22 protein-coding genes are annotated in these 23137 nt (G+C 60.6%); 11 read left to right on the top strand and 11 right to left on the bottom strand.

The genetic code is table 11. The features are described 5' to 3' along the window. The first annotated feature begins 225 nt into the window (after positions 1–225). Both AB4N85_RS17840 and AB4N85_RS17845 read left to right on the top strand, forming a co-directional pair. A complete protein-coding gene (locus AB4N85_RS17840; protein WP_041477771.1) occupies positions 226–936 on the top strand; it encodes an autoinducer binding domain-containing protein in 711 nt (236 codons plus the stop codon). A 174-nt stretch (positions 937–1110) separates the two neighbouring features. Further along, a complete protein-coding gene (locus tag AB4N85_RS17845) occupies positions 1111–2235 on the top strand; it encodes a methyltransferase (RefSeq protein WP_252868316.1) in 1125 nt (374 codons plus the stop codon). A gap of 72 nt (positions 2236–2307) precedes the next feature. On the opposite strand, the gene AB4N85_RS17850 is transcribed toward AB4N85_RS17845, so the two are convergent. From AB4N85_RS17850 to AB4N85_RS17860, 3 genes are all read right to left on the bottom strand, one after another. Then, entirely contained in the window at positions 2308–2475 is a 168-nt protein-coding gene (locus AB4N85_RS17850) for a DUF2474 domain-containing protein (protein ID WP_016773090.1), read from the bottom strand. 77 nt (positions 2476–2552) lie between these two features. After that, positions 2553–3560 carry a cytochrome d ubiquinol oxidase subunit II gene (gene cydB, locus AB4N85_RS17855; RefSeq protein WP_016773089.1) on the bottom strand — a complete coding sequence of 336 codons (1008 nt, stop codon included), beginning with the start codon at positions 3558–3560 and terminating at the stop codon, positions 2553–2555. Positions 3561–3563: 3 nt separating this feature from the next. Next, entirely contained in the window at positions 3564–5009 is a 1446-nt protein-coding gene (locus AB4N85_RS17860; RefSeq protein ID WP_024014409.1) for a cytochrome ubiquinol oxidase subunit I, read from the bottom strand. Between the two features lie 469 nt (positions 5010–5478). On the opposite strand from AB4N85_RS17860, the gene AB4N85_RS17865 reads away from it, so the two are divergent. Then, on the top strand, positions 5479–6714 hold the full coding sequence (locus AB4N85_RS17865; RefSeq protein ID WP_095181867.1) for an MFS transporter: 1236 nt from the start codon (positions 5479–5481) through the stop codon (positions 6712–6714). Between the two features lie 5 nt (positions 6715–6719). On the opposite strand, the gene AB4N85_RS17870 is transcribed toward AB4N85_RS17865, so the two are convergent. Together AB4N85_RS17870 and AB4N85_RS17875 are read right to left on the bottom strand one after the other, a co-directional pair. After that, a complete protein-coding gene (locus AB4N85_RS17870) occupies positions 6720–7271 on the bottom strand; it encodes a DJ-1 family glyoxalase III (protein WP_460065292.1) in 552 nt (183 codons plus the stop codon). A 67-nt stretch (positions 7272–7338) separates the two neighbouring features. Next, positions 7339–7785 carry a DUF4879 domain-containing protein gene (locus AB4N85_RS17875; RefSeq protein WP_076564185.1) on the bottom strand — a complete coding sequence of 149 codons (447 nt, stop codon included), beginning with the start codon at positions 7783–7785 and terminating at the stop codon, positions 7339–7341. Between the two features lie 220 nt (positions 7786–8005). Here AB4N85_RS17875 and AB4N85_RS17880 point away from each other — a divergent pair, with 220 nt between their 5' ends. The 4 genes from AB4N85_RS17880 to AB4N85_RS17895 all read left to right on the top strand — a co-directional run bounded on the left by AB4N85_RS17880 (position 8006) and on the right by AB4N85_RS17895 (position 11947). Beyond that, positions 8006–9301, top strand: coding sequence for an NCS2 family permease (locus AB4N85_RS17880; RefSeq protein WP_016773083.1), 1296 nt, complete (start codon positions 8006–8008; stop codon positions 9299–9301). After that, positions 9298–10377, top strand: coding sequence for a tRNA (uridine(54)-C5)-methyltransferase TrmA (gene trmA, locus AB4N85_RS17885; RefSeq protein WP_095181870.1), 1080 nt, complete (start codon positions 9298–9300; stop codon positions 10375–10377). Before AB4N85_RS17880 ends, trmA begins: the two co-directional genes overlap by 4 nt. Positions 10378–10646: 269 nt before the next feature. Next, positions 10647–11087, top strand: coding sequence for a type II 3-dehydroquinate dehydratase (gene aroQ / locus AB4N85_RS17890; protein WP_076564187.1), 441 nt, complete (start codon positions 10647–10649; stop codon positions 11085–11087). Between the two features lie 5 nt (positions 11088–11092). Next, on the top strand, positions 11093–11947 hold the full coding sequence (locus AB4N85_RS17895) for a shikimate dehydrogenase (protein ID WP_056790559.1): 855 nt from the start codon (positions 11093–11095) through the stop codon (positions 11945–11947). 117 nt (positions 11948–12064) lie between these two features. On the opposite strand, the gene AB4N85_RS17900 is transcribed toward AB4N85_RS17895, so the two are convergent. Continuing rightward, positions 12065–12742, bottom strand: a complete 678-nt coding sequence (locus AB4N85_RS17900) for a TetR/AcrR family transcriptional regulator (RefSeq protein WP_016773079.1) — start codon at positions 12740–12742, stop codon at positions 12065–12067. A gap of 102 nt (positions 12743–12844) precedes the next feature. Beyond that, entirely contained in the window at positions 12845–14746 is a 1902-nt protein-coding gene (gene quiC / locus AB4N85_RS17905) for a 3-dehydroshikimate dehydratase QuiC (protein WP_460065300.1), read from the bottom strand. A 361-nt stretch (positions 14747–15107) separates the two neighbouring features. On the opposite strand from quiC, the gene AB4N85_RS17910 reads away from it, so the two are divergent. After that, positions 15108–16445 carry an MFS transporter gene (locus AB4N85_RS17910; protein ID WP_056790566.1) on the top strand — a complete coding sequence of 446 codons (1338 nt, stop codon included), beginning with the start codon at positions 15108–15110 and terminating at the stop codon, positions 16443–16445. A gap of 132 nt (positions 16446–16577) precedes the next feature. Here AB4N85_RS17910 and AB4N85_RS17915 read toward each other — a convergent pair whose 3' ends face one another. Next, a complete protein-coding gene (locus AB4N85_RS17915) occupies positions 16578–17456 on the bottom strand; it encodes a DMT family transporter (protein ID WP_041477756.1) in 879 nt (292 codons plus the stop codon). A gap of 390 nt (positions 17457–17846) precedes the next feature. On the opposite strand from AB4N85_RS17915, the gene ypfJ reads away from it, so the two are divergent. Continuing rightward, entirely contained in the window at positions 17847–18731 is an 885-nt protein-coding gene (gene ypfJ, locus AB4N85_RS17920) for a KPN_02809 family neutral zinc metallopeptidase (RefSeq protein ID WP_041477755.1), read from the top strand. Next, complete coding sequence (locus AB4N85_RS17925) at positions 18732–19685, top strand: alpha/beta fold hydrolase (RefSeq protein ID WP_122750937.1); 954 nt, start codon at positions 18732–18734, stop codon at positions 19683–19685. 133 nt (positions 19686–19818) lie between these two features. On the opposite strand, the gene AB4N85_RS17930 is transcribed toward AB4N85_RS17925, so the two are convergent. The 3 genes from AB4N85_RS17930 to AB4N85_RS17940 all read right to left on the bottom strand — a co-directional run bounded on the left by AB4N85_RS17930 (position 19819) and on the right by AB4N85_RS17940 (position 21959). Further along, positions 19819–20412 carry an HAD family hydrolase gene (locus AB4N85_RS17930; protein ID WP_212617188.1) on the bottom strand — a complete coding sequence of 198 codons (594 nt, stop codon included), beginning with the start codon at positions 20410–20412 and terminating at the stop codon, positions 19819–19821. Further along, entirely contained in the window at positions 20409–21278 is an 870-nt protein-coding gene (gene tesB, locus AB4N85_RS17935) for an acyl-CoA thioesterase II (RefSeq protein WP_095181876.1), read from the bottom strand. The genes AB4N85_RS17930 and tesB overlap by 4 nt, the downstream gene beginning before the upstream one ends. Before the next feature lie 111 nt (positions 21279–21389). Then, on the bottom strand, positions 21390–21959 hold the full coding sequence (locus tag AB4N85_RS17940) for a GNAT family N-acetyltransferase (RefSeq protein ID WP_110603105.1): 570 nt from the start codon (positions 21957–21959) through the stop codon (positions 21390–21392). 82 nt (positions 21960–22041) lie between these two features. On the opposite strand from AB4N85_RS17940, the gene AB4N85_RS17945 reads away from it, so the two are divergent. Continuing rightward, complete coding sequence (locus tag AB4N85_RS17945) at positions 22042–22962, top strand: histone deacetylase family protein (RefSeq protein WP_252868327.1); 921 nt, start codon at positions 22042–22044, stop codon at positions 22960–22962. Positions 22963–23137 lie beyond the last annotated feature (175 nt).

Below are 23137 nucleotides of genomic sequence, written 5' to 3' on the forward strand. Positions count from 1 at the left end.
CGCTGCACATTCGATGTGATGTCAATGTTAGATCTAGAGTAATAACTTTAAGATGGCAGTTAAAATATAACAGCGCGTATTGCTAAGAACACTTTATAAAAAACATCAAAGTTTCAATCTCGAAAAAATGTAAGGCGTTTCGCAGGAAAGATCCTACACTTCGATTCGTGCCGGATCTTTTGGATCCATTCCGCACCCCGATATCAAGATACAGAGGCAAAGTTCATGGAAACGTGGAAGGAATCACAATTGAAACAACTGACATTTGCCAAAGGCATTGAAGCGGCGTACCCGATACTGCTGAGATTTGCCGAGAATCTGGGCTTTAACTACTGTGCAATAGCAGTGACGTCCCCTCATCGTGATGTCCACCTGAATGCCTTGCAGATCAATAACTACCCTAAAGAATGGAACATTCAGTACAACAAAGAGAACTTTCGCAATATTGATCCGGTAATAGCGCATTGCAATCACTCAATATTACCCATCGTTTGGGAAGAAAGAGTCTTCAACGATGCACCCGAGTTGTGGCAGGCGTTGAAACAGAATGGGCTGCAGCATGGCTGGTCGCAGGCCTTTCATGACGAAACCAGCGGTTTGTGCAGCATCATCAGTCTGGCTCGAACCCACTGCCCGATCAGCCCGCTCGAACTGTATGAGCATTACGGTTATCTGTTTTTTGCCAACCGACACTTCAGTGACCTGTATGCCCGCACCGTTCCCACACCGGCCAAACCCAGCAAACCGAGGCTATCGTCCCGGGAACTGGAGATCATGAAATTGTCCGCCATGGGAAAGACCGCTCACGATATCTCGAGAATCCTCAGCCTGAGCGAACGCACCGTTAACTATCATGTGCAAAACGTCATCGAAAAATTCAACGTCTGCAACAAGATTTCCGCAGTGATTGCCGCCGCTCGTGCCGGGATTATCTGACTGACGAGCAATATCGCACGGTAATCCTGCGAGTATTTACGCGCAAAAAAACGTACCATTCAGGCCTTTCCGAGTGATGACGCAACCTGCTTGCATCGCAGTCCACTCGGTCGGATCCCGTCGCACCATCTGCCGGCAACGGGATATCTGCCGAATATCCTGAGTCCCCGCCCCATGCCCTTGCTCGAAACGCCTTTCGCCCAGCTCGACCTGATCCGCCAGCCTGAACAGCAGAATGAACCGCTGCAAGCGTTCGATGCGGCGGACGAATACCTGCTCAATCATCTCGCCAGCGAACAACCTCAGAGCAGCACCCGCGTGCTGGTGCTCAATGACAGCTTCGGCGCCTTGGCGATCAGCCTGCTGGGCAAGGTCGAGGTGAGCAGCAGCGGCGATTCGTTCCTGGGTTTCGTCGGGCTGGAAAAGAATCTGCTACGCAATGGCCAGGCGTTCGATGCGATTCGTCCGATTCCGGCCAGTGAGCCCTTGGTCGGGCCGTTTGACCGGGTGCTGATCCGCGTCCCTAAAACCCTGGCGCTGTTGGAAGAGCAGTTGATCCGCCTGCAAGGGCAACTCGCTCCGGGCGCGCAAGTGATCGCCGCCGCCATGGTCAAGCATCTGCCGCGCGCTGCCGGCGATCTGCTCGAGCGCTACATTGGCCCGGTGCAGGCGTCGCTGGCCGTGAAGAAAGCCCGACTGCTGATCGCCACGCCTGAAACCAAAGCGCTCGCCACATCGCCCTATCCGACTCGCTATCGCCTCGACGAACCGGCAATCGAACTGCTCAACCACGCCAATGTGTTCTGCCGCGAAGGCCTCGACATCGGCACTCGCGCTTTTCTGCCGCATCTGCCGAAGAACCTTGGCAGCGCACGGGTTGCCGATCTCGGTTGCGGCAACGGTGTTCTGGCAATCGCCAGCGCCTTGCAGAACCCGGATGCGCATTACACGCTGGTCGACGAATCGTTCATGGCGGTGCAATCGGCTGCCGAGAACTGGCGCGCGGCATTGGGCGCTCGTGAAGTCACCGTGCGCGCTGGCGACGGTCTGGCCGGGCAGGCGCCGCAGTCGCTGGACGTGGTGCTGTGCAACCCACCGTTCCATCAGCAACAGGTGGTCGGCGATTTCCTCGCCTGGCGCATGTTCCAGCAGGCGCGCGAGGCACTGGTGGTCGGCGGTGCGCTGTACATCGTCGGCAATCGGCATCTGGGCTATCACAGCAAACTGGCGCGCTTGTTTCGTGGCGTCGAGCAAGTGGCGGCCACGCCGAAATTTGTCATCCTCAAGGCGCGAAAATAAATCTGCGGCATAAAAAAACCCTCCGTGAGGAGGGTCGCAAGTCCATACCCGAAGGCGCCGGGACGGGATATTTCAGTGGGTGGTCAAACCTGCGGCATTCATGAACATGCGCATCAGGCTGGCGGCGATGAACAACACGCCGACACTGCCAACCCAGATCAGGGCCAACCAGCCGAGCCGCTGCCACAGCGGCTTTTTTTCGGCTTCTTCAATGTCGTGCAGGGAATGTTTGCCGGTCATTTTCTTCAAACCTCTTCAAAATTGATGGCGCCGCTGGCGACGCCATCGCGGGCAAGCCCGCTCCCACAGGGTTTCGCTTAGTGGTAACCGTCTTCATGGGTCACCTTGCCGCGGAACACGTAGTAGCTCCAGAAGGTATACCCCAGGATGAACGGGATGATGAACAACGTGCCGACCAGCATGAAGCCCTGACTTTGCGGCGGCGCGGCGGCGTCCCAGATCGAGATCGACGGTGGCACGATGTTCGGCCACAGGCTGATGCCCAAGCCACTGTAGCCGAGGAAGATCAGCACCAGGGTCAGCAGGAACGGCGTGTAGTTGGCGTTACGTGCCACCGCGCGGATCAGGCCGTACAAAGTGACCAGCACCAGAATCGGTACCGGCATGAACCAGAACAGGTTCGGCATGCTGAACCAGCGTGAGGCGATTTCCGGATGCGACAGGGGTGTCCACAGGCTGACGATACCGATCACTGCCAGCAGGACGAACGCCAGCGGCCGCGCCAGATCGTGCATTTGTTCCTGCAGCTTGCCTTCGGTTTTCATGATCAGCCAGGTGCAACCGAGCAAGGCATAAGCCACTACCAGCGCCGCGCCGCAAAACAGCGTGAACGGTGTCAGCCAGTCCAGTGAACCTCCAGCGAACTGGCGATTGACCACCGGCAAACCATCGATGAACGCTCCCAGCGCCACGCCCTGAAAGAACGTCGCCGCGATCGAACCACCGATGAATGCCTTGTCCCACAGGTGACGTTTTTCATCCTTCGCCTTGAAGCGGAACTCGAAGGCCACACCGCGAAAGATCAGGCCCATGAGCATGAAGATCAGCGGCAGGTACAGCGCCGACAACACCACCGAATAGGCCAGCGGGAAGGCGCCGAACAACGCCGCCCCGCCCAGCACCAGCCAGGTTTCGTTGCCGTCCCATACAGGGGCGACCGTATTCATCATCACGTCGCGATCGGTCTTGCCGGGCACGAACGGGAAGAGAATGCCGATGCCCAGGTCGAAGCCGTCCATAACCACGTACATCATGATGCCGAAGATGATGATCACGGCCCAGATCAGCGGAAGATCGATACCCATGAGTCAAATCTCCTTGGTCAAGCGAGTGTTGTCTTCGTGCTCGCCCTCGGCCGGATCATCGGCTGCGGACAACGGACGCGCCGGGGTGCGTTTCTTGCCTGGACCACCGTCCGGCGTTTCACTGCCTTCGCTGATCTTCGGCCCTTTGCGCACCAGGCGCATCATGTAGCCGAGCCCGGCGCCGAACAGCGCGAAATACACCACTACGAACATGATCAGGGTGATGCTCATCTGCATGAAGCTGTGGTTGGACGAAGCATCTGCGGTGCGCATCAGGCCATAGACCACCCACGGTTGACGGCCGATTTCCGTGGTGAACCAACCGGCAAGAATTGCGATCAGGCCGGACGGCCCCATCCACAACGCCAGATGCAGGAACGGCCGCGAGGTATACAGCGAGTCACGCTTGCGCAGCCACAGACTCCACAAACCGGTGAAGATCATCAGGAAACCGAGGCCGACCATGATCCGGAACGACCAGAACACGATGGTCGAATTCGGCCGGTCTTCCGGTGGGAATTCCTTCAGCGCCGGTACTTGTTTATCCAGCGAGTGGGTGAGGATCAGGCTGCCGAGGTAGGGAATCTCCACAGCGAACTTGGTGCGTTCTTCTTTCATGTCCGGCCAGCCGAACAGGATCAGCGGCGTCGCTTCGTCGCCATGGTTTTCCCAGTGGCCTTCGATCGCAGCGATTTTCGCTGGCTGATGCTTGAGCGTGTTGAGGCCGTGGAAGTCGCCGATCACCGCTTGAATCGGCGCGACGATCAATGCCATCCACATGGCCATCGACAGCATGGTGCGGATCGCCGGGTTGTCTCTGCCGCGCAGCAGGTGCCAGGCCGCTGACGAGCCGACGAAGAAGGCAGTGGCGACGAACGCCGCCGTGGCCATGTGCATCAGCCGGTAAGGGAACGACGGGTTGAAGATGATTGCCAGCCAGTCGGTGGGGATGACCTGACCGTTGACGATTTCAAAGCCTTGCGGGGTCTGCATCCAGCTGTTGGAGGCGAGAATCCAGAAGGTCGAAATCAGCGTGCCGATCGCTACCATCACCGTCGAGAAGAAGTGCAGGCCGCGCCCGACCTTGTTCCAGCCAAACAGCATGACGCCGAGGAAACCGGCCTCAAGGAAGAACGCCGTAAGCACTTCATAGGTCAGCAACGGCCCGGTGACGGCACCGGCGAAGTCGGAAAAACGACTCCAGTTGGTGCCGAACTGATAAGCCATGACCAGCCCGGAAACCACGCCCATGCCGAAGTTGACGGCAAAAATCTTCGACCAGAAATGGTAGAGATCGCGGTAGGTGTCGTTGCGGGTCTTCAGCCACAAGCCTTCGAGCACCGCCAGGTAACTCGCCAGGCCAATGGTGATGGCCGGGAACAGAATGTGGAACGAGATGGTGAACGCGAACTGAATTCGGGCGAGATCCAGAGCCTCTAAACCGAACATATGGCTTCCTCTGTCAGGTAATACGGGTAGCTGGCCCGGAGGCCTGCACCACTGCCCCCACGGATATGGAGTGCGGCGAATTCGGATTCGTTCTTTTTTTGCAACCATCGCAACGCAGGGAGTCTGGCCAAATGGCCGCCAGATCAGTTCCGGTCGGGATCTTGATCTGGATCAAGCAACGTTGAAAGAGTAGTCCCATTTTTACCAATGAACTGCGTGGTGGTTTGCCGCGTGACAAGTTGCCTCACTCCCCTGTGGCGAGGAGATTTATCCCCTTTCGGCTGCGCAGCAGTCGTCGCTTCCAGATTTTGGGGCCGCTGCGCGACCCAACGGGGATAAATCCCCTCACCACAGGGTTGATTGTCAGCATGAAAGATCGATGTCTGGCTAACTGAATTGTTTCTCGTAGCAACTTCCTGTTACAGACTGGTGATAATCTCGCCGTTCACTCGCCCAAGACTGCCTTCAGATGCCCATTCAAGAGCCCCTGCTGTTACGTCACCATCGTCCGTTCATGGCTTTTTGGCTGGCGCGGATTTTCACCGCCAGCGGTTTCCAGATGCTCACCGTGGCGATCGGCTGGAATCTGTATCAACTGACCGGCAACGTGCTGGATCTGGGCCTGGTCGGGCTGGTCGAATTCGCCCCGCGCGTGCTGTTCATGCTGCACACCGGGCACGTTGCCGATCGCTATGATCGGCGCAAGGTCGCCGCGCTTTGCCAGTCGTTGCAGGCATTGATTGCCTTGGCGCTGGCCATCGGCAGCGCCACCGATCACGTCACCCGCGAGATGATTTTCATCCTCGCCTTCCTGCTCGGCGCCGCCCGTTCGTTCGAGATGCCGACGACTCAGGCGCTGCTGCCGAGCATCGTCCCCAGTGCGCTTTTCCCCCGTGCGGTTGCCGCCGCGCAATCGGCGCAGCAGTCGGCCACTATCGTCGCTCCGGCTCTTGGCGGTTTGCTCTATGCGTTCGGCAGCGTCTGGGTCTACGGCCCGACCGTGCTGCTGTACGTGATCGCCTGCGCGCTGATGCTCAACCTGCCGGCACGCCAGACGCCATTGAATAAAGGCAAAGCCACGCTGGACTCGCTGCTGGCGGGAATTCGCTTCATCCGCAGCCGTCCGGACATCCTCGGAGCGATCTCGCTGGACCTGTTCGCCGTGTTGCTCGGTGGCGCCACAGCGCTGCTGCCGGTGTTCGCCAAGGACATTCTGCTGACCGGCCCGTGGGGCCTTGGCCTGTTGCGCTCGGCGCCGGCGGTGGGTGCGTTGCTGATGTCGCTGTTTCTGGCGCGATTTGCCGTGGAACGCAATGTCGGCCGGGTGATGTTCACCGCCGTCGGCATCTTCGGCGTCGCTACCATCGCGTTCGGCCTGTCGACCTCGTTCTGGTTCTCGCTGGCGGTGCTGGTGGTGCTCGGCGCAGCGGACATGATCAGCATGGTCATCCGCGCCTCGTTCGTACAACTGGAAACCCCCGACGAAATGCGCGGCCGGGTCAGTGCGGTCAACGGCCTGTTCATCGGCGCATCCAACCAGTTGGGCGAATTCGAATCCGGCCTCACCGCCCACTGGTTCGGCACCGTGCCGGCCGTGGTGATGGGCGGGATCGGCACGCTGGTGGTCACGGGAACGTGGATCAAACTGTTTCCGACGTTGGCGAGTCGGGACCGGATGCATGTGCCGGTGGAAGAGAAGGCCTGAATCCTTCAGGCCATCAACTCCCCCGCCACCCTCGCCCGCAACGCCTTGCCACCAAGCTGCTCGACCAGGGTCAAGGCAAATTCCAGCGCCGCGCCCGAGCCTTGGGCGGTGATGCAGTTGCCGTCGACCACCACCGCTTGATCAACAAACGTACAGCCTGATAGTTGATGGCTGGCGCCGGGCAGGCAGGTCATGCGTCGCTGGCGCAGCACGCCTGATGCTTGCAGGGCGACAGCTGGAGCTTCGCCGATGGCGGCGAACAGGCGGCCGGCGCTGGCTTGGTCCTTGAGCAATTGCTGCAAGGGTTGATGCGCCGCCAGATGCCGGGAACCGACGGCACCGCCCGGCAGGACAATCAGGTCGAAACTCTGCGCCAGCACATCGACCAGCATGCCGTCGGCAGTCAGCCGGGTGCCGCGCGCGCAGGTCAGCATGCGCCGGCCTTCGATACTGGCGGCAACCACTTCGATACCGGCACGGCGCAGCACGTCGATCAGGGTCACGCTTTGCAAATCGTCGATGCCCTCGGCGAGGGCAATCAGGGCTCTGGAAGTCATGGGCGCTTTCCGCTGGATAGTCAGTCAAGCGTAGTCAGCTTTGTCCCACCCTGTTCGCAGACAGCCGTTACTTGATGTAAAGCTGGGTCGAAAGCGTGTTGCGCGGAGCGTTGATCGAGGTGTTGCTGAAGTTGAAGGTGCCTTGCTGTTTGCCGGCCAGATCGAAGGTATAAAGAGAGCCGACGGTTTTGCTGCCGGGGGTGCATTCGGTGAGGTTGCCATTATCGAAGGCGCACACCGGACCTCGGGTGCCGTTGACCTCGAAGCCATCCAGCGTCACGTGTGGCTGGTTCTGGCCATAGCCGACTTCCAGCACGAAGACTTTGATATTCGGCCCGCTGTGATTGCATTGGGTTTGCGGCTGGTTATCGGCAATATCTTCCAGGCCGCAGGACGGTGACTGCACTTTGATCACCTTCACCTCGGAGAGTGGCGGCGCCGATGCCGCGAACGCCGGAGCTGTCACCAGTAGTGCTGCAATCCATCCGAAAATCCTGATCCAACCGTTGCGCATGCCTGCCCACTCCAAAAAATCAGCGCGCAGTATGGCGCAGTTGTCGGCTGCGCAAAACTTCGCCGACGATCGACACCAACATCCGCCAAATTCCTCACGCGGCTGGTATGATGCGCGGCTTTTTCCGGCCCACGACAATTTTCCAGGCGCTTGCGACGGTCTGTGCTTTGCTGTTGAGGTCGATACATTCACGGCGCCACGCGCGCCACGGGGAGCAGACATGCTGGAAAGGCTGTTTCAACTCAAGGCACACAACACCAACGTGCGCACCGAAATTCTTGCGGGCGTCACGACTTTCCTGGCCATGGCTTACATTCTGTTCGTCAACCCGAGCATCCTCGGCGAGACCGGCATGGACAAAGGCGCGATCTTTGTCGCCACCTGTCTGGCGGCTGCAATCGGCTCGACCGTGATGGGCCTGATCGCCAACTACCCGATCGCTCTCGCTCCGGGCATGGGCCTGAACGCCTTCTTTACCTACACCGTGGTGCTGCACATGGGCCACACCTGGCAAGTGGCGCTGGGTGCGGTGTTCATTTCCGCCGTGCTGTTCTTTCTGCTGTCGATCTTCCGCATCCGTGAATGGATCATCAACGCCATTCCGCTGCCACTGCGCTCGGCGATTGCCGCCGGTATCGGCCTGTTCCTGGCACTGATCGCCCTGCACAATGCCGGCATCGTGGTCAGCAACCCGGCGACCATGGTCGGCCTCGGCGATCTGACCAAACCGGCGCCGATTCTGGCCACCGTCGGCTTTGCCGTGATCGTCGCCCTCGAAGCGCTGAAAGTGCGTGGCGCGGTGCTGATCGGCATTCTCGCCGTAACCATCGCCTCGATCGTACTGAACGTCACCGAATTCGGCGGCATCATGTCAATGCCGCCGTCGCTGGCGCCAACCTTCCTGCAACTGGACATCAAAGGCGCACTGGACATCGGTCTGGTCAGCGTGATTTTCGCCTTCCTGTTCGTCGACCTGTTCGACAACTCCGGGACCCTGATCGGCGTCGCCAAGCGCGCCGGCCTGATGGGCAAGGACGGCCACATGCCGAAAATGGGCCGCGCGCTGATCGCCGACAGTACGGCGGCCATGGCCGGCTCGCTGCTGGGTACGTCGACCACTACCAGTTACATCGAATCCGCTGCCGGCGTCAGTGCCGGTGGCCGCACAGGCCTGACCGCCATCGTCGTGGCGATCCTGTTTCTGCTGGCGCTGTTCTTCTCGCCCCTGGCGGCCAGCGTTCCGGCATTCGCCACCGCACCAGCGCTGCTGTTCGTCGCCGTGCTGATGACTTCCGGCCTGGCGGAAATAGACTGGGACGACATCACCGTGGCTGCGCCGGTTGTGGTTACCGCGCTGGCCATGCCGTTCACCTATTCGATCGCCAACGGTATCGCCTTCGGCTTCATCGCCTGGACTGCCATCAAGCTGCTGTCCGGCCGTGCCCGTGAGCTGAACCCGGCACTGGTGATTCTGTCGATTCTGTTTGTGATCAAGTTGGGTTGGTTCAACGCATGAGTTTCGATTCCCAAGCCTACGCCGAACAACTCGAAGCCAAGGTCACGCGCTTGCGTGATCTGCTGGCACCGTTCGATGCACCTGCGCCGACGGTGTTTGATTCGCCTCTGCAGAACTTTCGCCTGCGCGCCGAATTCCGCCTGTGGCGCGAGGGCGGCGAACGGCATTACGCGATGTTCTCTCAGGACGACAAACGCACGCCGATCCTCATCGAAGAATTCCCGATTGCCAGTCTGCGCATCAACCAGTTGATGCCGCAGTTGAAGGCCGCGTGGCAAGCCAGTTCGGCGCTGAGCCACAAGCTGTTCCAGGTCGAATTTCTGACCACGCTGGCCGGCGACGCGATGATCACCCTGTGCTATCACCGTCCGCTGGACGAGCACTGGCATGCGGCAGCCACTCAGTTGTCGGCAGATCTCGGCGTGAGCATCATCGGCCGCTCCAAAGGCAAGCGCGAAGTGCTCGGGCAGGACTATGTCGTCGAGAAACTCGAAGTCGGCGGCCGCACCTTCAGCTATCGCCAGCCCGAGGGCGCATTCACCCAGCCCAACGGCACGGTGAACCAGAAGATGCTCAATTGGGCTTACGAAGCGCTGGGCGATCGCAGCGACGATCTGCTCGAGTTGTACTGCGGCAACGGCAACTTCACCCTGCCGCTGGCGACTCGCGTGCGCAAAGTGCTCGCTACCGAAATCAGCAAGACTTCGGTCAACGCGGCCCTGAGCAACCTCAGCGAAAACGCTGTGGATAACGTTACGCTGGTGCGTTTGTCCGCCGAGGAGCTGACCGAAGCGCTCAACGAAGTGCGCCCGTTCCGCCGCCTGCACGGCATCGATCTGAAGAGCTACGAATTCGGCAGCGTCTTCGTCGACCCGCCACGCGCCGGCATGGACCCGGACACCTGCGAACTGACCCGGCGCTTCGACAACATCCTCTACATTTCCTGCAACCCGGACACCCTGGCGGCCAACATCGCCCAGTTGCATGACACCCACCGCATTACCAAGTGCGCATTGTTCGACCAGTTCCCCTGGACCCATCACATGGAATCCGGTGTGCTGCTGACCCGGCGTTGATTGCGGGTAGTTGGTACGAGAAAGCCGTCGTGATTGACGGCTTTTTTGTGGGTGCTCTAAAAGATCGCAGCCTTCGACAGCTCCTACATGTGGAACGCGGTTATCTGTAGGAGCTGCCGAAGGCTGCGATCTTTTGATCTGTGCGATCACCGAACATAAAACGCCAAGGTCATTTCTGTTCAATTGACCGATGTAACCATCTAGTACATTTTATCTCCACAGGCCGGAACCTCTCGGCCCATGCCAAAAACAATAAGTGGAGTTACCCCATGCCCCCTATCGTTCTGGTGCTTAACGGCCCGAACCTGAACCTGCTCGGCACCCGCGAGCCGGCGACTTATGGTCATGAAACCCTGGCCGATATTTCTGCACTGTGTGGTCGCGCGGCTGACGAGTTCGGCCTGACCGTGGAATTTCGCCAGACCAATCATGAAGGCGAGCTGCTCGACTGGATTCACGCCGCGCGTGGTCGTTGTGCCGGGATCGTGATCAATCCGGCGGCGTGGACGCATACGTCCGTGGCGATTCGCGATGCACTGGTCGCCAGTGAATTGCCGGTGATCGAGGTGCATCTGTCCAACGTCCACGCCCGTGAGCCGTTTCGTCATCATTCGTTTGTTTCCGGCATCGCCACGGCGGTGATGTGCGGGTTCGGCAGCCATGGCTACCGCCTGGCGCTGGAGCATTTCGGTCAGCGGTTGCAGAGGTAAGAACCATGTCGCGTTCCAAGGTGATACTCGCCGGGCTGATCGGCGCCGGGATTCAGGCTTCACGTACACCGGCACTGCATGAGCACGAAGGCGATGCGCAGGGCCTGCGTTATCTGTACCAGCTCATCGACCTCGATCAATTGCACCTCGACAGCACGGCCCTGCACGACCTGCTGCAAGCGGCGGAGCGGATGAATTACACCGGACTGAACATCACTTTCCCGTGCAAACAGGCGGTCATCCCGCTGCTCGACGAATTGTCCCCGGAAGCACGCGGTATCGGCGCGGTCAACACCGTGGTGCTGAAGGACGGCAAGCGTGTCGGCCACAACACCGATTGCCTCGGTTTCGCCGAGGGTTTTCGCCGAGGTCTGCCGGACGCTGCCCTAGAACGTGTAGTCCAGATGGGCGCCGGTGGGGCTGGAGCGGCGGTGGCCCACGCGCTGCTCAGCGAAGGCGTACGGCAATTGACGATTTTTGATGTCGACCGCGAGCGTGCCGAGAGCCTGGCGAACAATCTGAATCAACATTTTGGCGCCGGTCGCGCGCAGGCGGGACGGGATTTGCCCGGGGCGCTGGCGCAGGCCGATGGCCTGGTCAACACCACGCCGATGGGCATGGCCAAGCTGCCGGGTTCACCGGTGCCGGCCGGCTTGCTACGCAAGGCAATGTGGGTCGCGGAAATTGTGTATTTCCCGCTGGAAACCGAGCTGCTGCGCGATGCCCGCGCCTTGGGTTGCCGCACCCTGGATGGCGGCAACATGGCGGTGTTTCAGGCGGTGAAGGCGTTTGAACTGTTCAGCGGCGTGGTGCCGGATGCGCAGCGCATGCTTGAGCATTTTCAGAGCATGAATGGCTGAACAACAGGGTAACTCTGTGGGAGCGAGCCTGCTCGCGAAGGCGTCGATTCAGTCAACGAACAGGGCGACTGACACATCGCTTTCGCGAGCAGGCTCGCTCCCACAGGGGGGATCGAGTCAGGCCTTCAGGTAGCGCAACACCGATTCGCAGATCATCTCGCGGTGGCGCTGCTTGATGGTTTCGTCCGGCAGGTCGATCTGGAAGATTTCTCCCAGCGTGTGGCGGTTCGACACGCGATAGAAGCAGAACGAACTGATCAGCAGGTGCACGTCCAGCGCATCGATGCCACGCCGGAACAAACCTTCGTCCGCGCCTCGTTGCAGAATCCCGCCCAAGGTGTCGAGGATCGTGTTGTTCAGCGCCTTGATCGCATCGGAACGCTTTACGTACTCGGCGTTGTGGATGTTTTCGATGCTGACGATGCGCACGAAATCGACGTTGTGGTCATGGTGATCGAAGGTGAATTCCACCAACCGACGGATCGCCAGCTCGGGCGGCAGCTCGTCCAGGTGCAGGCGGTTTTCCGTGCTGCGAATATCGCCGTAAAGCTTCTCCAGCACCTCGACGTACAACTGCTCCTTGCTGCCGAAGTAGTAATAGATCATGCGCTTGGAGGTGTGGATGCGCTCGGCGATCGCGTCGACGCGGGCGCCGGACAAGCCCTGCTGGACGAACTCGACGATCGCCTCCTGGAGAATGTTTTCGCGGGTCTTTTCCGGGTTGTTCTTGCGACTCTTGCGCGGCACTGCGTCGGACTCGACAGCAGCGGCGGAAAGTTCTGAATTCATGGTCATCGCGGGCTCACGGCCATCACTGCACAAGCTGGCGATTATGGGCCGCGCGGGACAGTGAAGGAAGCCGCGCAGCCGGTGTTTAATCCCGCGTTTACGAATTCCCTACAACTTCGCCTGACGCACCGCACCGCTGCGGGATTTGGCCATCGCCGCCAGCCGCACCGCAACGTTGGCCGCGCCGTAGCCGGCATAGCCATTCTTGCGCTGGATGATCTCGAAGAAGAAACGCCCCTCGAACGGCTCGGTGTAGACGTGAAACAACTCGCCGCCCTGGGCGTCACGGTCGTAGAGCACGTTGTAATAGGCCAGTTCGCTGAGAAACTCATCGTCGAAATCGAAACGCGCCGCGAGGTCGTCGTAATAGTTCAGCGGGATGTCCAGCAGCGGCACACCGGCCTCCTTGGCGCGACTGACCTGGGCGAAGATGTCGTCACAATCGAAGGCGATGTGGTGCACACCGGAGCCGCGATAACTCGACAGCGCATGAGAAATGGCGGTGTTGCGGTTCTCGGAAATGTTCAGCGGCAGCCGGATCGAACTGTCGCGGCTGCGCAGTGCGCGGCTCTTCACCAGACCGTACGGATCGGGCAAGACCACTTCGTCGTCGGCTTCGAAATCCAGCAGGCTTTTGTAAAACAGCACCCAACTGTCGAGGCTGTCCGCCGGCAGTGCCATGGCCATGTGATCGATACGCTTGAGGCCGCCGCCGGTCTGCGCGTCCGGCAACAGATTGAAATCGGTGCCGTACACGTCGGCGTCCTCATCGACCAGATAAATCAGGCTGCCGTCCGGTGCGCGCACCGCCGCCAGCTCCAGTTCATTCGGCCCGACCAGCCCGCGATAGGGCTGCCCCTTGTAAGCGACCGCGCGGGCCAGCGCACTGGCGCTGTCCTTGACCCGCACCGCCGTAGCGCACAGCGACGGGCCGTGGGCTTCGAAAAAGCTGTGGGCGAAGGAATACGGCTCGGAGTTGAGGATCAGGTTGATATCGCCCTGACGCAGCAGGCTGACACTCTTGGAGCGATGCTGCCCGGCCTTGGCGAAACCGAGGCGTTGCAGCCAGTGACTGAGCTTCGCGCCCAGCGCTTCGTCGACGGCAAATTCGAGAAATTCCACGCCGTTGTATTCGCTGGCCGGCGGCGTTTCGAAAAGAATCTCACGGTTGGCCACCGGCGCCGCTTCCTGCTCGAGACGCTGACGGGTCTTCTCTTCCAGATACAGCAGCGAGCGCAAACCGTCGGCGGCGTTGGCCCGTGGCGGCGCGGCGCGAAAGCCGTCGTTGAAGATTTCCAGCGACAGCGGCCCGGTATAACCACTCTTTATGATCGGCGCGAGGAAACCCGGCAGATCGAATTCGCCCTGCCCCGGGAAACAGCGGAAATGCCGACTCCACTCCAGCACATCCATGGCCAGGATCGGTGCGTCGGCCATTTGCACGAAGAAGATCTTGTCGCCGGGAATGTCGGCGATCGCGCTGGGATCGCCCTTTAGCGACAGGGTGTGAAAGCTGTCGAGCAGCACGCCGAGGTTGGGGTGATCAGCCTGACGAACGATGTCCCAGACCTGTTGATAAGTATTGACGTGACGCCCCCACGCCAGCGCTTCGTAACCGATGCGCAAGCCACGGGCGCCGGCGCGTTCAGCCAGCAGGCGCAAATCATCGACGAGGATTTGCTGATCGCCGACACTGTCCGGCGAGGCGTTGCTGCAGACCAGCACCAGGTCGGTGCCGAGCTCCTGCATCAGATCGAACTTGCGCTCGGCACGCTCGAGGTTGCGCGCCAGGCGATCGCGGCGGCAGCCTTCGAAGTCACGAAACGGCTGAAACAGGGTGATGGCGATCCCCAGATCGGCGCACATCTGTTTAATTTCCCGGGGGCTGCCGTCGTAGTAAAGGAGGTCGTTTTCGAAAATCTCCACGCCGTCGAACCCGGCGGCGGCAATGGCTTCGAGTTTTTCCGGCAGGGTGCCGCTCAAGGAAACGGTGGCAATGGAACGCTGCATGTTTCAACTCCCGGACTGCGCCGCTTTATCTTTACTGTAGGAGCTGCCGAAGGCTGCGATCGTTTGATCTTGATTACCAAAACAGCAAAATCAAAAGATCGCAGCCTTCGGCAGCTCCTACCGGGGAATGGGTTTTTATAGTGAGGGAAATTATTGGCTGCATCCCTGCGCGCAGCAATTTAAAGTGTACTACCCGGTTAGTTTTGCGTGCGATTATCGAACACTAAGGCGATTTGGCGAATTGACGATTTTTTGTTCACTGCCCAACATCGGTTGCACATCGAGTCCGGCCACTAACCACCGGGCAAGGTGTTCGACAGAAAAGAACACCAAATAACAAATCCAAAAACGGGTGGAACACATGATTCCTTCACAGACTTCCCGCATGGCTCCGGCCATGAGCACTGCCACGGGTGGCATTGGCGACAAGATCCGCGGCGCCATGGCCGTCGGCAAGACCCGCTGGGGCATGCTGGCGCTGGTGTTTTTTGCCACCACCCTCAACTACATCGACCGCGCCGCCCTCGGCGTCATGCAGCCGATCCTCGCCAAGGAAATGAGCTGGACGGCGATGGACTACGCCAACATCAACTTCTGGTTTCAGGTCGGCTACGCGATCGGGTTTGTCCTGCAGGGACGCCTGATCGACCGGGTCGGCGTCAAGCGCGTGTTCTTCTGCGCCGTACTGCTCTGGAGCCTGGCCACCGGTGCCCATGGCCTGGCGACCTCCGCCGTCGGCTTCATGGTCTGCCGCTTCATCCTCGGCCTGACGGAAGCGGCCAACTACCCGGCCTGTGTGAAAACCACGCGCCTGTGGTTCCCGGCCGGTGAACGCGCTGTCGCTACCGGCATCTTCAACGCCGGCACCAACGTCGGCGCGATGTTCACGCCGATGCTGCTGCCACTGGTCCTGCATGTGTGGGGCTGGCAAGCGGCGTTCCTGTGCATGGCGGCACTCGGCGGCATCTGGCTGCTGTTCTGGGGCTTGAAGTATTTCAATCCGGAAGACCATCCGACGGTGAAACAGTCGGAGCTCGATTACATCCAGCAGCAAGTCGAACCGGAACAGGCCCGCGTGCCGTTCAGCAAGATCCTGCGCATGCGCGGCACTTGGGCCTTCGCCCTCGCCTACTCGCTGACCGCGCCGGTGTTCTGGTTCTATCTGTACTGGCTGCCGCCGTTTCTCAATCAGCAATACAACCTCGGCATCAACGTGACGCAGATGGGTATTCCGCTGATCATCATCTACGTCACGGCTGACTTCGGCAGTGTCGGCGGCGGGATTCTGTCCTCGTTCCTGATCGGTCGCGGGATGAACTCGATCAAGGCGCGGCTGCTGTCGATGTTGCTGTTTGCCTGCTGCATCATCGGCGTGGTCATGGCCGCCGGCTCGGCGAATCTGTGGGTGGCGGTGGCGGCGATCTCGCTGGCGATCGGCGCGCATCAGGCCTGGACTGCGAACATCTGGAGCCTGGTGATGGACTACACGCCCAAGCACATGATGAGCACGGTGTTCGGCTTCGGCGGCATGTGCGCGGCGATCGGCGGGATGTTCATGACCCAGATCGTCGGCCACATCCTCACCGTTACCAACAACAACTACACGGTGCTGTTCACGCTGATTCCGGCGATGTACTTCCTCGCACTGACGTGGATGTACTTCATGGCACCGCGCAAGATTCCGACCATTACCGAATAACCTGCCTGCATACATCCCATTGTGGGAGCGAGCCTGCTCGCGAAGGCGTCAAGTCAGCCACTGAACAGGGTGACTGACACACCGCTTTCGCGAGCAGGCTCGCTCCCACAAGTTGTACCGGGATTCCGCTCTTCAGCGCCGGCTCTGCTGCCACGCTGCCGCCAATCCGCTGCAACAGATCACCGCAATACCGATCACCGTCAACCCGCTCGGTGTGTGATTGAACAGCAGCCAGCCCAACAACCCGGCAAAGACGATCTGGCAATAGCCGAACGGCGCCAGCAATGCCGGCGCGGCGTGACGGAAGGCCTGAGTCAGAAACAAGTGCGCAGTCATCCCGCAACTGCCCAGCGCCAGCATCAGCGCGGCATGAGGCAACGTCGGCACCTGCCAGAAGAACGGCACCAGCGCGCTCATCACCAGGGTATTGCACAGCCCGGCGAAGAAGTTGCTGGTGGTCGGGCTGTCCACTTCGGCAAGTTTGCGCGTCAGCAGCTGGTAGAAGCAGAAGAACAGCGCCGAGCAGAACGGCAGCAGGATTGCCGGGGTGAACAGTTCGCCGCCCGGGTGGACGATGATCAGCACGCCGATGAAGCCGCAGATCACCGCGATCCACTGCCCGCGCGTCACCCGTTCCTTGAGCAGCGGCACCGACAATGCGGTGACCAATACCGGTGCGAGAAAGTTGACCGCCGTGGCTTCCGCCAGCGGGATGTACAGCAGCGCCGTGGTGAAAAACAGGCTGGTGCCGAGCAGACACAGGGCACGGGCGAGCTGCCATAACGGTTTCTTGGTGCGCAGCACGCGCAAACCGGACTGCGGCAGGAAAATCCCCGCCATCAACAAGGTGTGCACCACATAGCGCGCCCACACCACCATCACGATCGGATAAAAACCGGAGAGGTATTTCGACAAGGCGTCGTGGCTGGAAAACAGGAACGTCGCCACGACAATCAGCAAGATCCCCTTGAAGGGCTGGTTGACACCGGAGAGCGGGGTGCTGACGGTCATTGGCAATCTCTGAAAAATACCCGGGCGAGCGTTCGCGCTGGCGGCAATCGTTGTGGCAATCATAGTCGGCCGAGCTTTCAGCAACCGCACAGGTTGCACTCTTCTTCGCCGGGAAACCGCCGCCAGGCAAAACCTTGAGGCAAGATTCCCGCCACTTCGGCGTCCGGCCAGTGTGCAACATCACAGACTGCCGTCGAAACAGCGGGTTCATGAATTCAACGGAAGAAATTCCACTCGTGATTGAATTCACGGCCCGCTCGACCGTCAATACCAGGCCCGCACCATGTGGGCGCGTGTGCATGGACGGACGACCGGACTGGCGCCACACTCACACAGCGGCAACACTCATCACCAGCAGATTCATCACCGGCAATAAAAGAGGATTCCCACATGCTATGGAAAAAAGGCCGACGCAGTGACAACGTCGTCGACGCCCGGGGTGATGACGCAGGCGGTGGCGGCGGCATGCGCTTCGGTGGCGGCAAGGGCCTGAGCCTGACGGCCATCGTGCTGATTGTCGGCATCGGCTGGCTCACCGGCCAGGACCCGATGCAGATCCTCGGCCAGTTGACCGGCCAGATGGACCAACCGGCGCCCTCCTCGCAAACCCGTCAGGCGCCACCGGCCAATGATGAACAGGCCGAATTCGTCCGTTCGATCCTCGGCGACACCGAAGATACCTGGGGTCCGATCTTCCAGCAGGCCGGACGCCAATACAAAGACCCGACACTGGTGCTGTTCAGCAATCGGGTGAACTCCGCGTGCGGCATGGCCACTTCTGCCACCGGCCCGTTCTATTGCCCGGCCGACCAGAAGGTCTATCTGGACATGGCCTTCTTCCAGGAAATGTCGCAGCGCTTCAAAGCCGCCGGCGATTTCGCTCAGGCCTACGTGATCGCGCACGAAGTCGGCCACCATGTGCAGACGCTGCTGGGCGTCTCGGCGAAGATGCAGGCGGCGCGCCAGCAAGGCCGGCAAATGGAGGGCGACGGCGGCTTGCTGGTTCGTCAGGAATTGCAGGCGGACTGTCTCGCCGGCGTCTGGGCGTATAACGCGCAGAAACGCCTGAACTGGCTGGAGCCCGGCGACATCGAAGAAGCCTTGAACGCCGCCAACGCCATCGGCGATGATCGCTTGCAGCAACAGGGCCAGGGCCGTGTGGTCCCGGACTCGTTCACCCACGGTACGTCAGCGCAAAGGGTGCGCTGGTTCAAAACCGGATTCGCGCAAGGCCAGGTAAGCCAGTGCGACACCTTCGCGGCGAAAACCCTGTAAATGCATAAATGGCTCGTGGCGTTATTGTTCATCGTCGGCACCGCGCAAGCGGCCGGCGTCGATGCGATCAGCCCCGGTCGCCTGCAACTCAAGGCCGGGGAAATGGCAGTGGGCATCGGCCCGGCACCGGAAAAGATCGAGCGGGTGCTGATCGTCATTCACGGTCGCCTGCGCAACGCCGAGACCTATCGCAAAAGCGCGGAAAGCGCCGCCGAACTCGCCGGGCAGACCGCGCACACGCTGGTGATCGCCCCGCAGTTTCTCAATGAAAGCGACGTCACCCTGTATTCCTTGCCGCCGACGGTGCTGCGCTGGCAGGGCAACGAGTGGATGGGCGGCGGCTTGTCCACCGGGCCGAATCCGCTGAGTTCCTACGCGGCGCTGGACGAAATCGTCGCGCGGCTCAGCGACCGCAAACAGTTTCCGGACGTGAAGCAGATCGTGATCTTCGGCCACTCCGGCGGTGGTCAGGTGGTGCAGCGTTACGCCCTGCTGGCCAAGGATCAGCCGGCGCTCAAGGCCAACGGTATTCGCTTGCGCTATGTGGTTGCCAATCCCTCTTCTTACGCGTACTTCAACGAGCAGCGGCCAGTGGCGTTCGACCACGCACAATGCCCGGGCTTCAATCGCTGGAAGTACGGCCTGGCGGACATGCCGGTGTATGCCGGCGGGCAAACGCCGTTGCAGGTCGAGAGCGCTTACGTCAAACGCGAGGTGATTTATCTGCTCGGGCAGCAGGACGTCGACCCGGAACACCCGGCGCTGGACAAGAGCTGCGCAGCCGAGGCGCAAGGGGCTTACCGGTTGATGCGCGGGAAGCTGTATTTCGGTTATTTGCTGCGTCGCCATCCTGAGGGGGTCAATCAGCGGCTGGTGGAGGTGCCCGGGGTCGGGCATGACGGGGATGGCATGCTGACGTCGGCGGAGGGGCAGAAGGCTTTGTTTGATCAGTGAGTTTTTTGCTGGATCCACCGGCCCCTTCGCGAGCAGGCTCGCTCCCACATTTGGAATAAATGCCACAGTTGGAATGCATTCCCCTGTGGGAGCGAGCCTGCTCGCGAAGGCGTCCGATCAGACAACAACGATCTCAGGCCTGCAGCATCCGCCGCAACTCAACACAATCCCTTGCATGCCAATCCGTCAACTCCGGCCACGGGTTATCCGGCAGGTTCACCAACACCGTCCGCGCCCCAGCTGCTCGGCCGCAATCCAGATCAAAGCGGTAATCACCGACCATCACCATGTCACTGGCCGGCACTTGCCAGGCCTCGGCCAGTTTCAGCAAACCGCCGGGATGCGGCTTCGGCGGTGCTTCGTCGCGACCCAGCACATCCTCGACCGCAAAGCAGTCGGCCAGGCCGATCGCCTCCAGCGTGACATGTGCCAGCTCCCGCGCATTGCGCGTGAGAATGCCGAGGCGATAACCGCGCGCATGCAGGTCGCGCACCAGCTCCACCGCGCCGGTGGCCGGGGTCGAGCCCAACGCCAGATCGCGTTCATGCTCGAGCAACCAGGCATGCTTGGCCGCCGCTTCATCCGCTGGCAATGCAGCGAGGTGGGTGAGGATGTCATCCTCGGGCGGAATCGCCAGCGCCACACGAATCGCCGCGAAATCATGCACGGCGACGGTCAGCGTGCCGTCCATATCGAACACCCAATGACGAACCTCGGTCAGGCTCATGCCCAGTCCTTGCGATGGCGGATCAGACCTTCCTGAGTCACCGAAGCGACCAGTTGCCCGGCGCGGTTGAATACGCTGCCACGGGAAAAACCACGGGAGTTGCCGGCCCACGGGCTGTCCATCGCGTAGAGCAACCAGTCATCGGCGCGCAGATCATTGTGGAACCACAGCGCGTGATCAAGGCTGGCGACCTGCATGTCTTTCTGCCAGACCGACTTGCCGTGGGGCAGCATCGACGTGGTCAGCAGGCCGAAGTCCGAGGCATACGCCAGCAGGTATTTGTGCAGCGCCGGGATGTCGGCCAGGGCGCCGTCGGCGCGGAACCACACGTACTTCAGCGGATCGGCCGGTTGCGGGTTGTACGGATCCTTTTCGGTGACCGGGCGTACTTCGATCGGTTTCGGACACAGCAGTTTTTCACGCATGTGCTCGGGAATCAGGTGCGCACGCTGCTGGATCAGTTCCAGCTCCGAGGGCAGGTTTTCCGGGCCGACCACCACGGGCATCTGGCCCTGATGCTCGAAGCCTTTTTCGTCGTACTGAAACGAAGCGCTGCACGTGAAGATCGGGTGGCCCTTCTGGATCGCCGTCACGCGGCGAGTGCTGAAGCTGCCGCCATCACGCACGCGATCAACCGAATAGACCACCGGCAACTTGGCATCGCCCGGGCGCAGGAAATAACCGTGCAGCGAGTGCACGTGGCGCGCCTCTTCCACCGTCTGACTGGCCGCCGACAGCGACTGGCCGAGCACCTGACCACCGAACAACTGGCGGAACCCCAGATCCTGGCTGCGGCCACGGAACAGGTTTTCTTCGATCGGTTCCAGGGTCAGCAGATCGACCAGATCTTCCAGCACTTGGCTCATTCAGACTCTCCTCACACAAAGCAATGGCCGCGCAGTCTTGGCTGCGGCGGACGGTTCAGGTTCTGGCACGGGCCAAATACGATGGCGGCCATTGTAAACGTCCGTGTCGGCTTATTCATGCAAGGTTTGCAGCCATTGTTCGCGGCTGATGCGATACAGAACATGACGGCGCAACGGGTGATCGAGCGCAAGCCTGGGGTGATCGAAATCATCCTGTGGATCGTGATGCATGCCGATCGCCTGCATGACCTTCTCCGACTGCGCATTCTGCCCGGCGGTAAACGAGACGATTTCCTCCAGTTTCAACTGGTCGAAACCCGCGCGCAGAGCCGTCCACGCCGCTTCGCTGGCGTAACCCAGGCCCCAGTGTTCCTTGGCCAGACGCCAGCCGATCTCCACCGCCGGGGTAAACGGCGCATCGAAGCCGACCACGCCCAACCCGGTGAAACCGATGAATTCACCCGTGTCCTTGCGCTCCAGCGCCCACAGGCCAAAGCCGTGCTCGGCAAAATGCCCGCGCACACGGCCGATCAATGCGGCACTCTCGAGCCGGGTCAACGGCGCCGGAAAGTAGCGCATCACCTGCGGATCGGCGCACATCGCGGCGAATGCCGGCAAATCCTCGTCCTGCCATTGACGCATCAACAAGCGCGCGCTTTGCAGCTCCAGTATCGGCTCCATCGTCCCCTCCATTTCCATGCCGTTGAGTCTACATCGCTGGTAGGATCGTTCATTCTTTCCCAGGTTCTGCGCGAAACAAGCCATGCCTTTGCCGTTGATCTACCACGAAGACTACAGCCCCGAGTTTCCTGCGGAGCACCGCTTCCCCATGGACAAGTTTCGTCTGTTGCGCGATCACCTGGTCGACAGCGGCCTGACCCGCGACGCCGACCTGCTGCGCCCGCAGATCTGCCCCAACGACATCCTCGCCCTCGCCCATGACCGCAGCTATATCGAACGCTACATGAGCGGCGAGTTGTCCCGCGAAGACCAACGGCGCCTCGGCCTGCCGTGGAACGAAGCGCTGGCGCGACGCACCGTGCGTGCAGTGGGCGGTTCGATCCTCGCGGCAGAGCAAGCCCTTGAGCATGGTCTGGCCTGTCATCTGGCCGGCGGCACCCATCACGCTCACTACGATTACCCTGCCGGCTTCTGCATCTTCAATGACCTGGCGATCATCAGCCAGTACCTGTTGCAGAGCGGCCGGGTCAATCGCGTGCTGATCTTCGATTGCGACGTGCATCAGGGCGACGGCACTGCGCGGATTCTGCACGACACGCCGGAGGCGATTACCGTTTCCCTGCACTGCGAGAAGAATTTTCCTGCGCGCAAAGCCGAAAGTGACTGGGACATTCCGCTGCCCAAAGGCATGGGCGATGCCGATTATCTGCAGGTGGTCGATGACACCCTCAACTACCTGCTGCCGCTGTATCAACCGGATCTGGTGCTCTACGACGCTGGCGTCGATGTGCACAAGGACGATGCCCTCGGTTATCTGCAACTGACCGACGCCGGGGTGGCCGAGCGCGATGAACGGGTGATGCGCCATTGTCTGGGCCGCGACATCCCGGTGGTCGGGGTGATCGGCGGCGGCTACAGCAAGGATCGCCACGCCCTCGCCCGCCGCCACGGCATCCTCCATCACAGCGCGCAACGAGTGTGGGATTCACACGGCTGTCATTGAAACGTGCTGCGTTACCCACAATCGCTGTAGAACTGGCTGTGGATAACCTGAGTGAAAGGGACTGCAGGCCATGCTGGGCAAGGCGCCCAGCGCACTGTTTGTTTTTTAACCAGCCTCGAAATACACCGCAGCCCCGGTGGCAGCGAGCCTGCTCGCGAAAGCTTTAGCACCTACA

It is taken from the genome of Pseudomonas sp. H1_G08 (assembly GCF_054681355.1).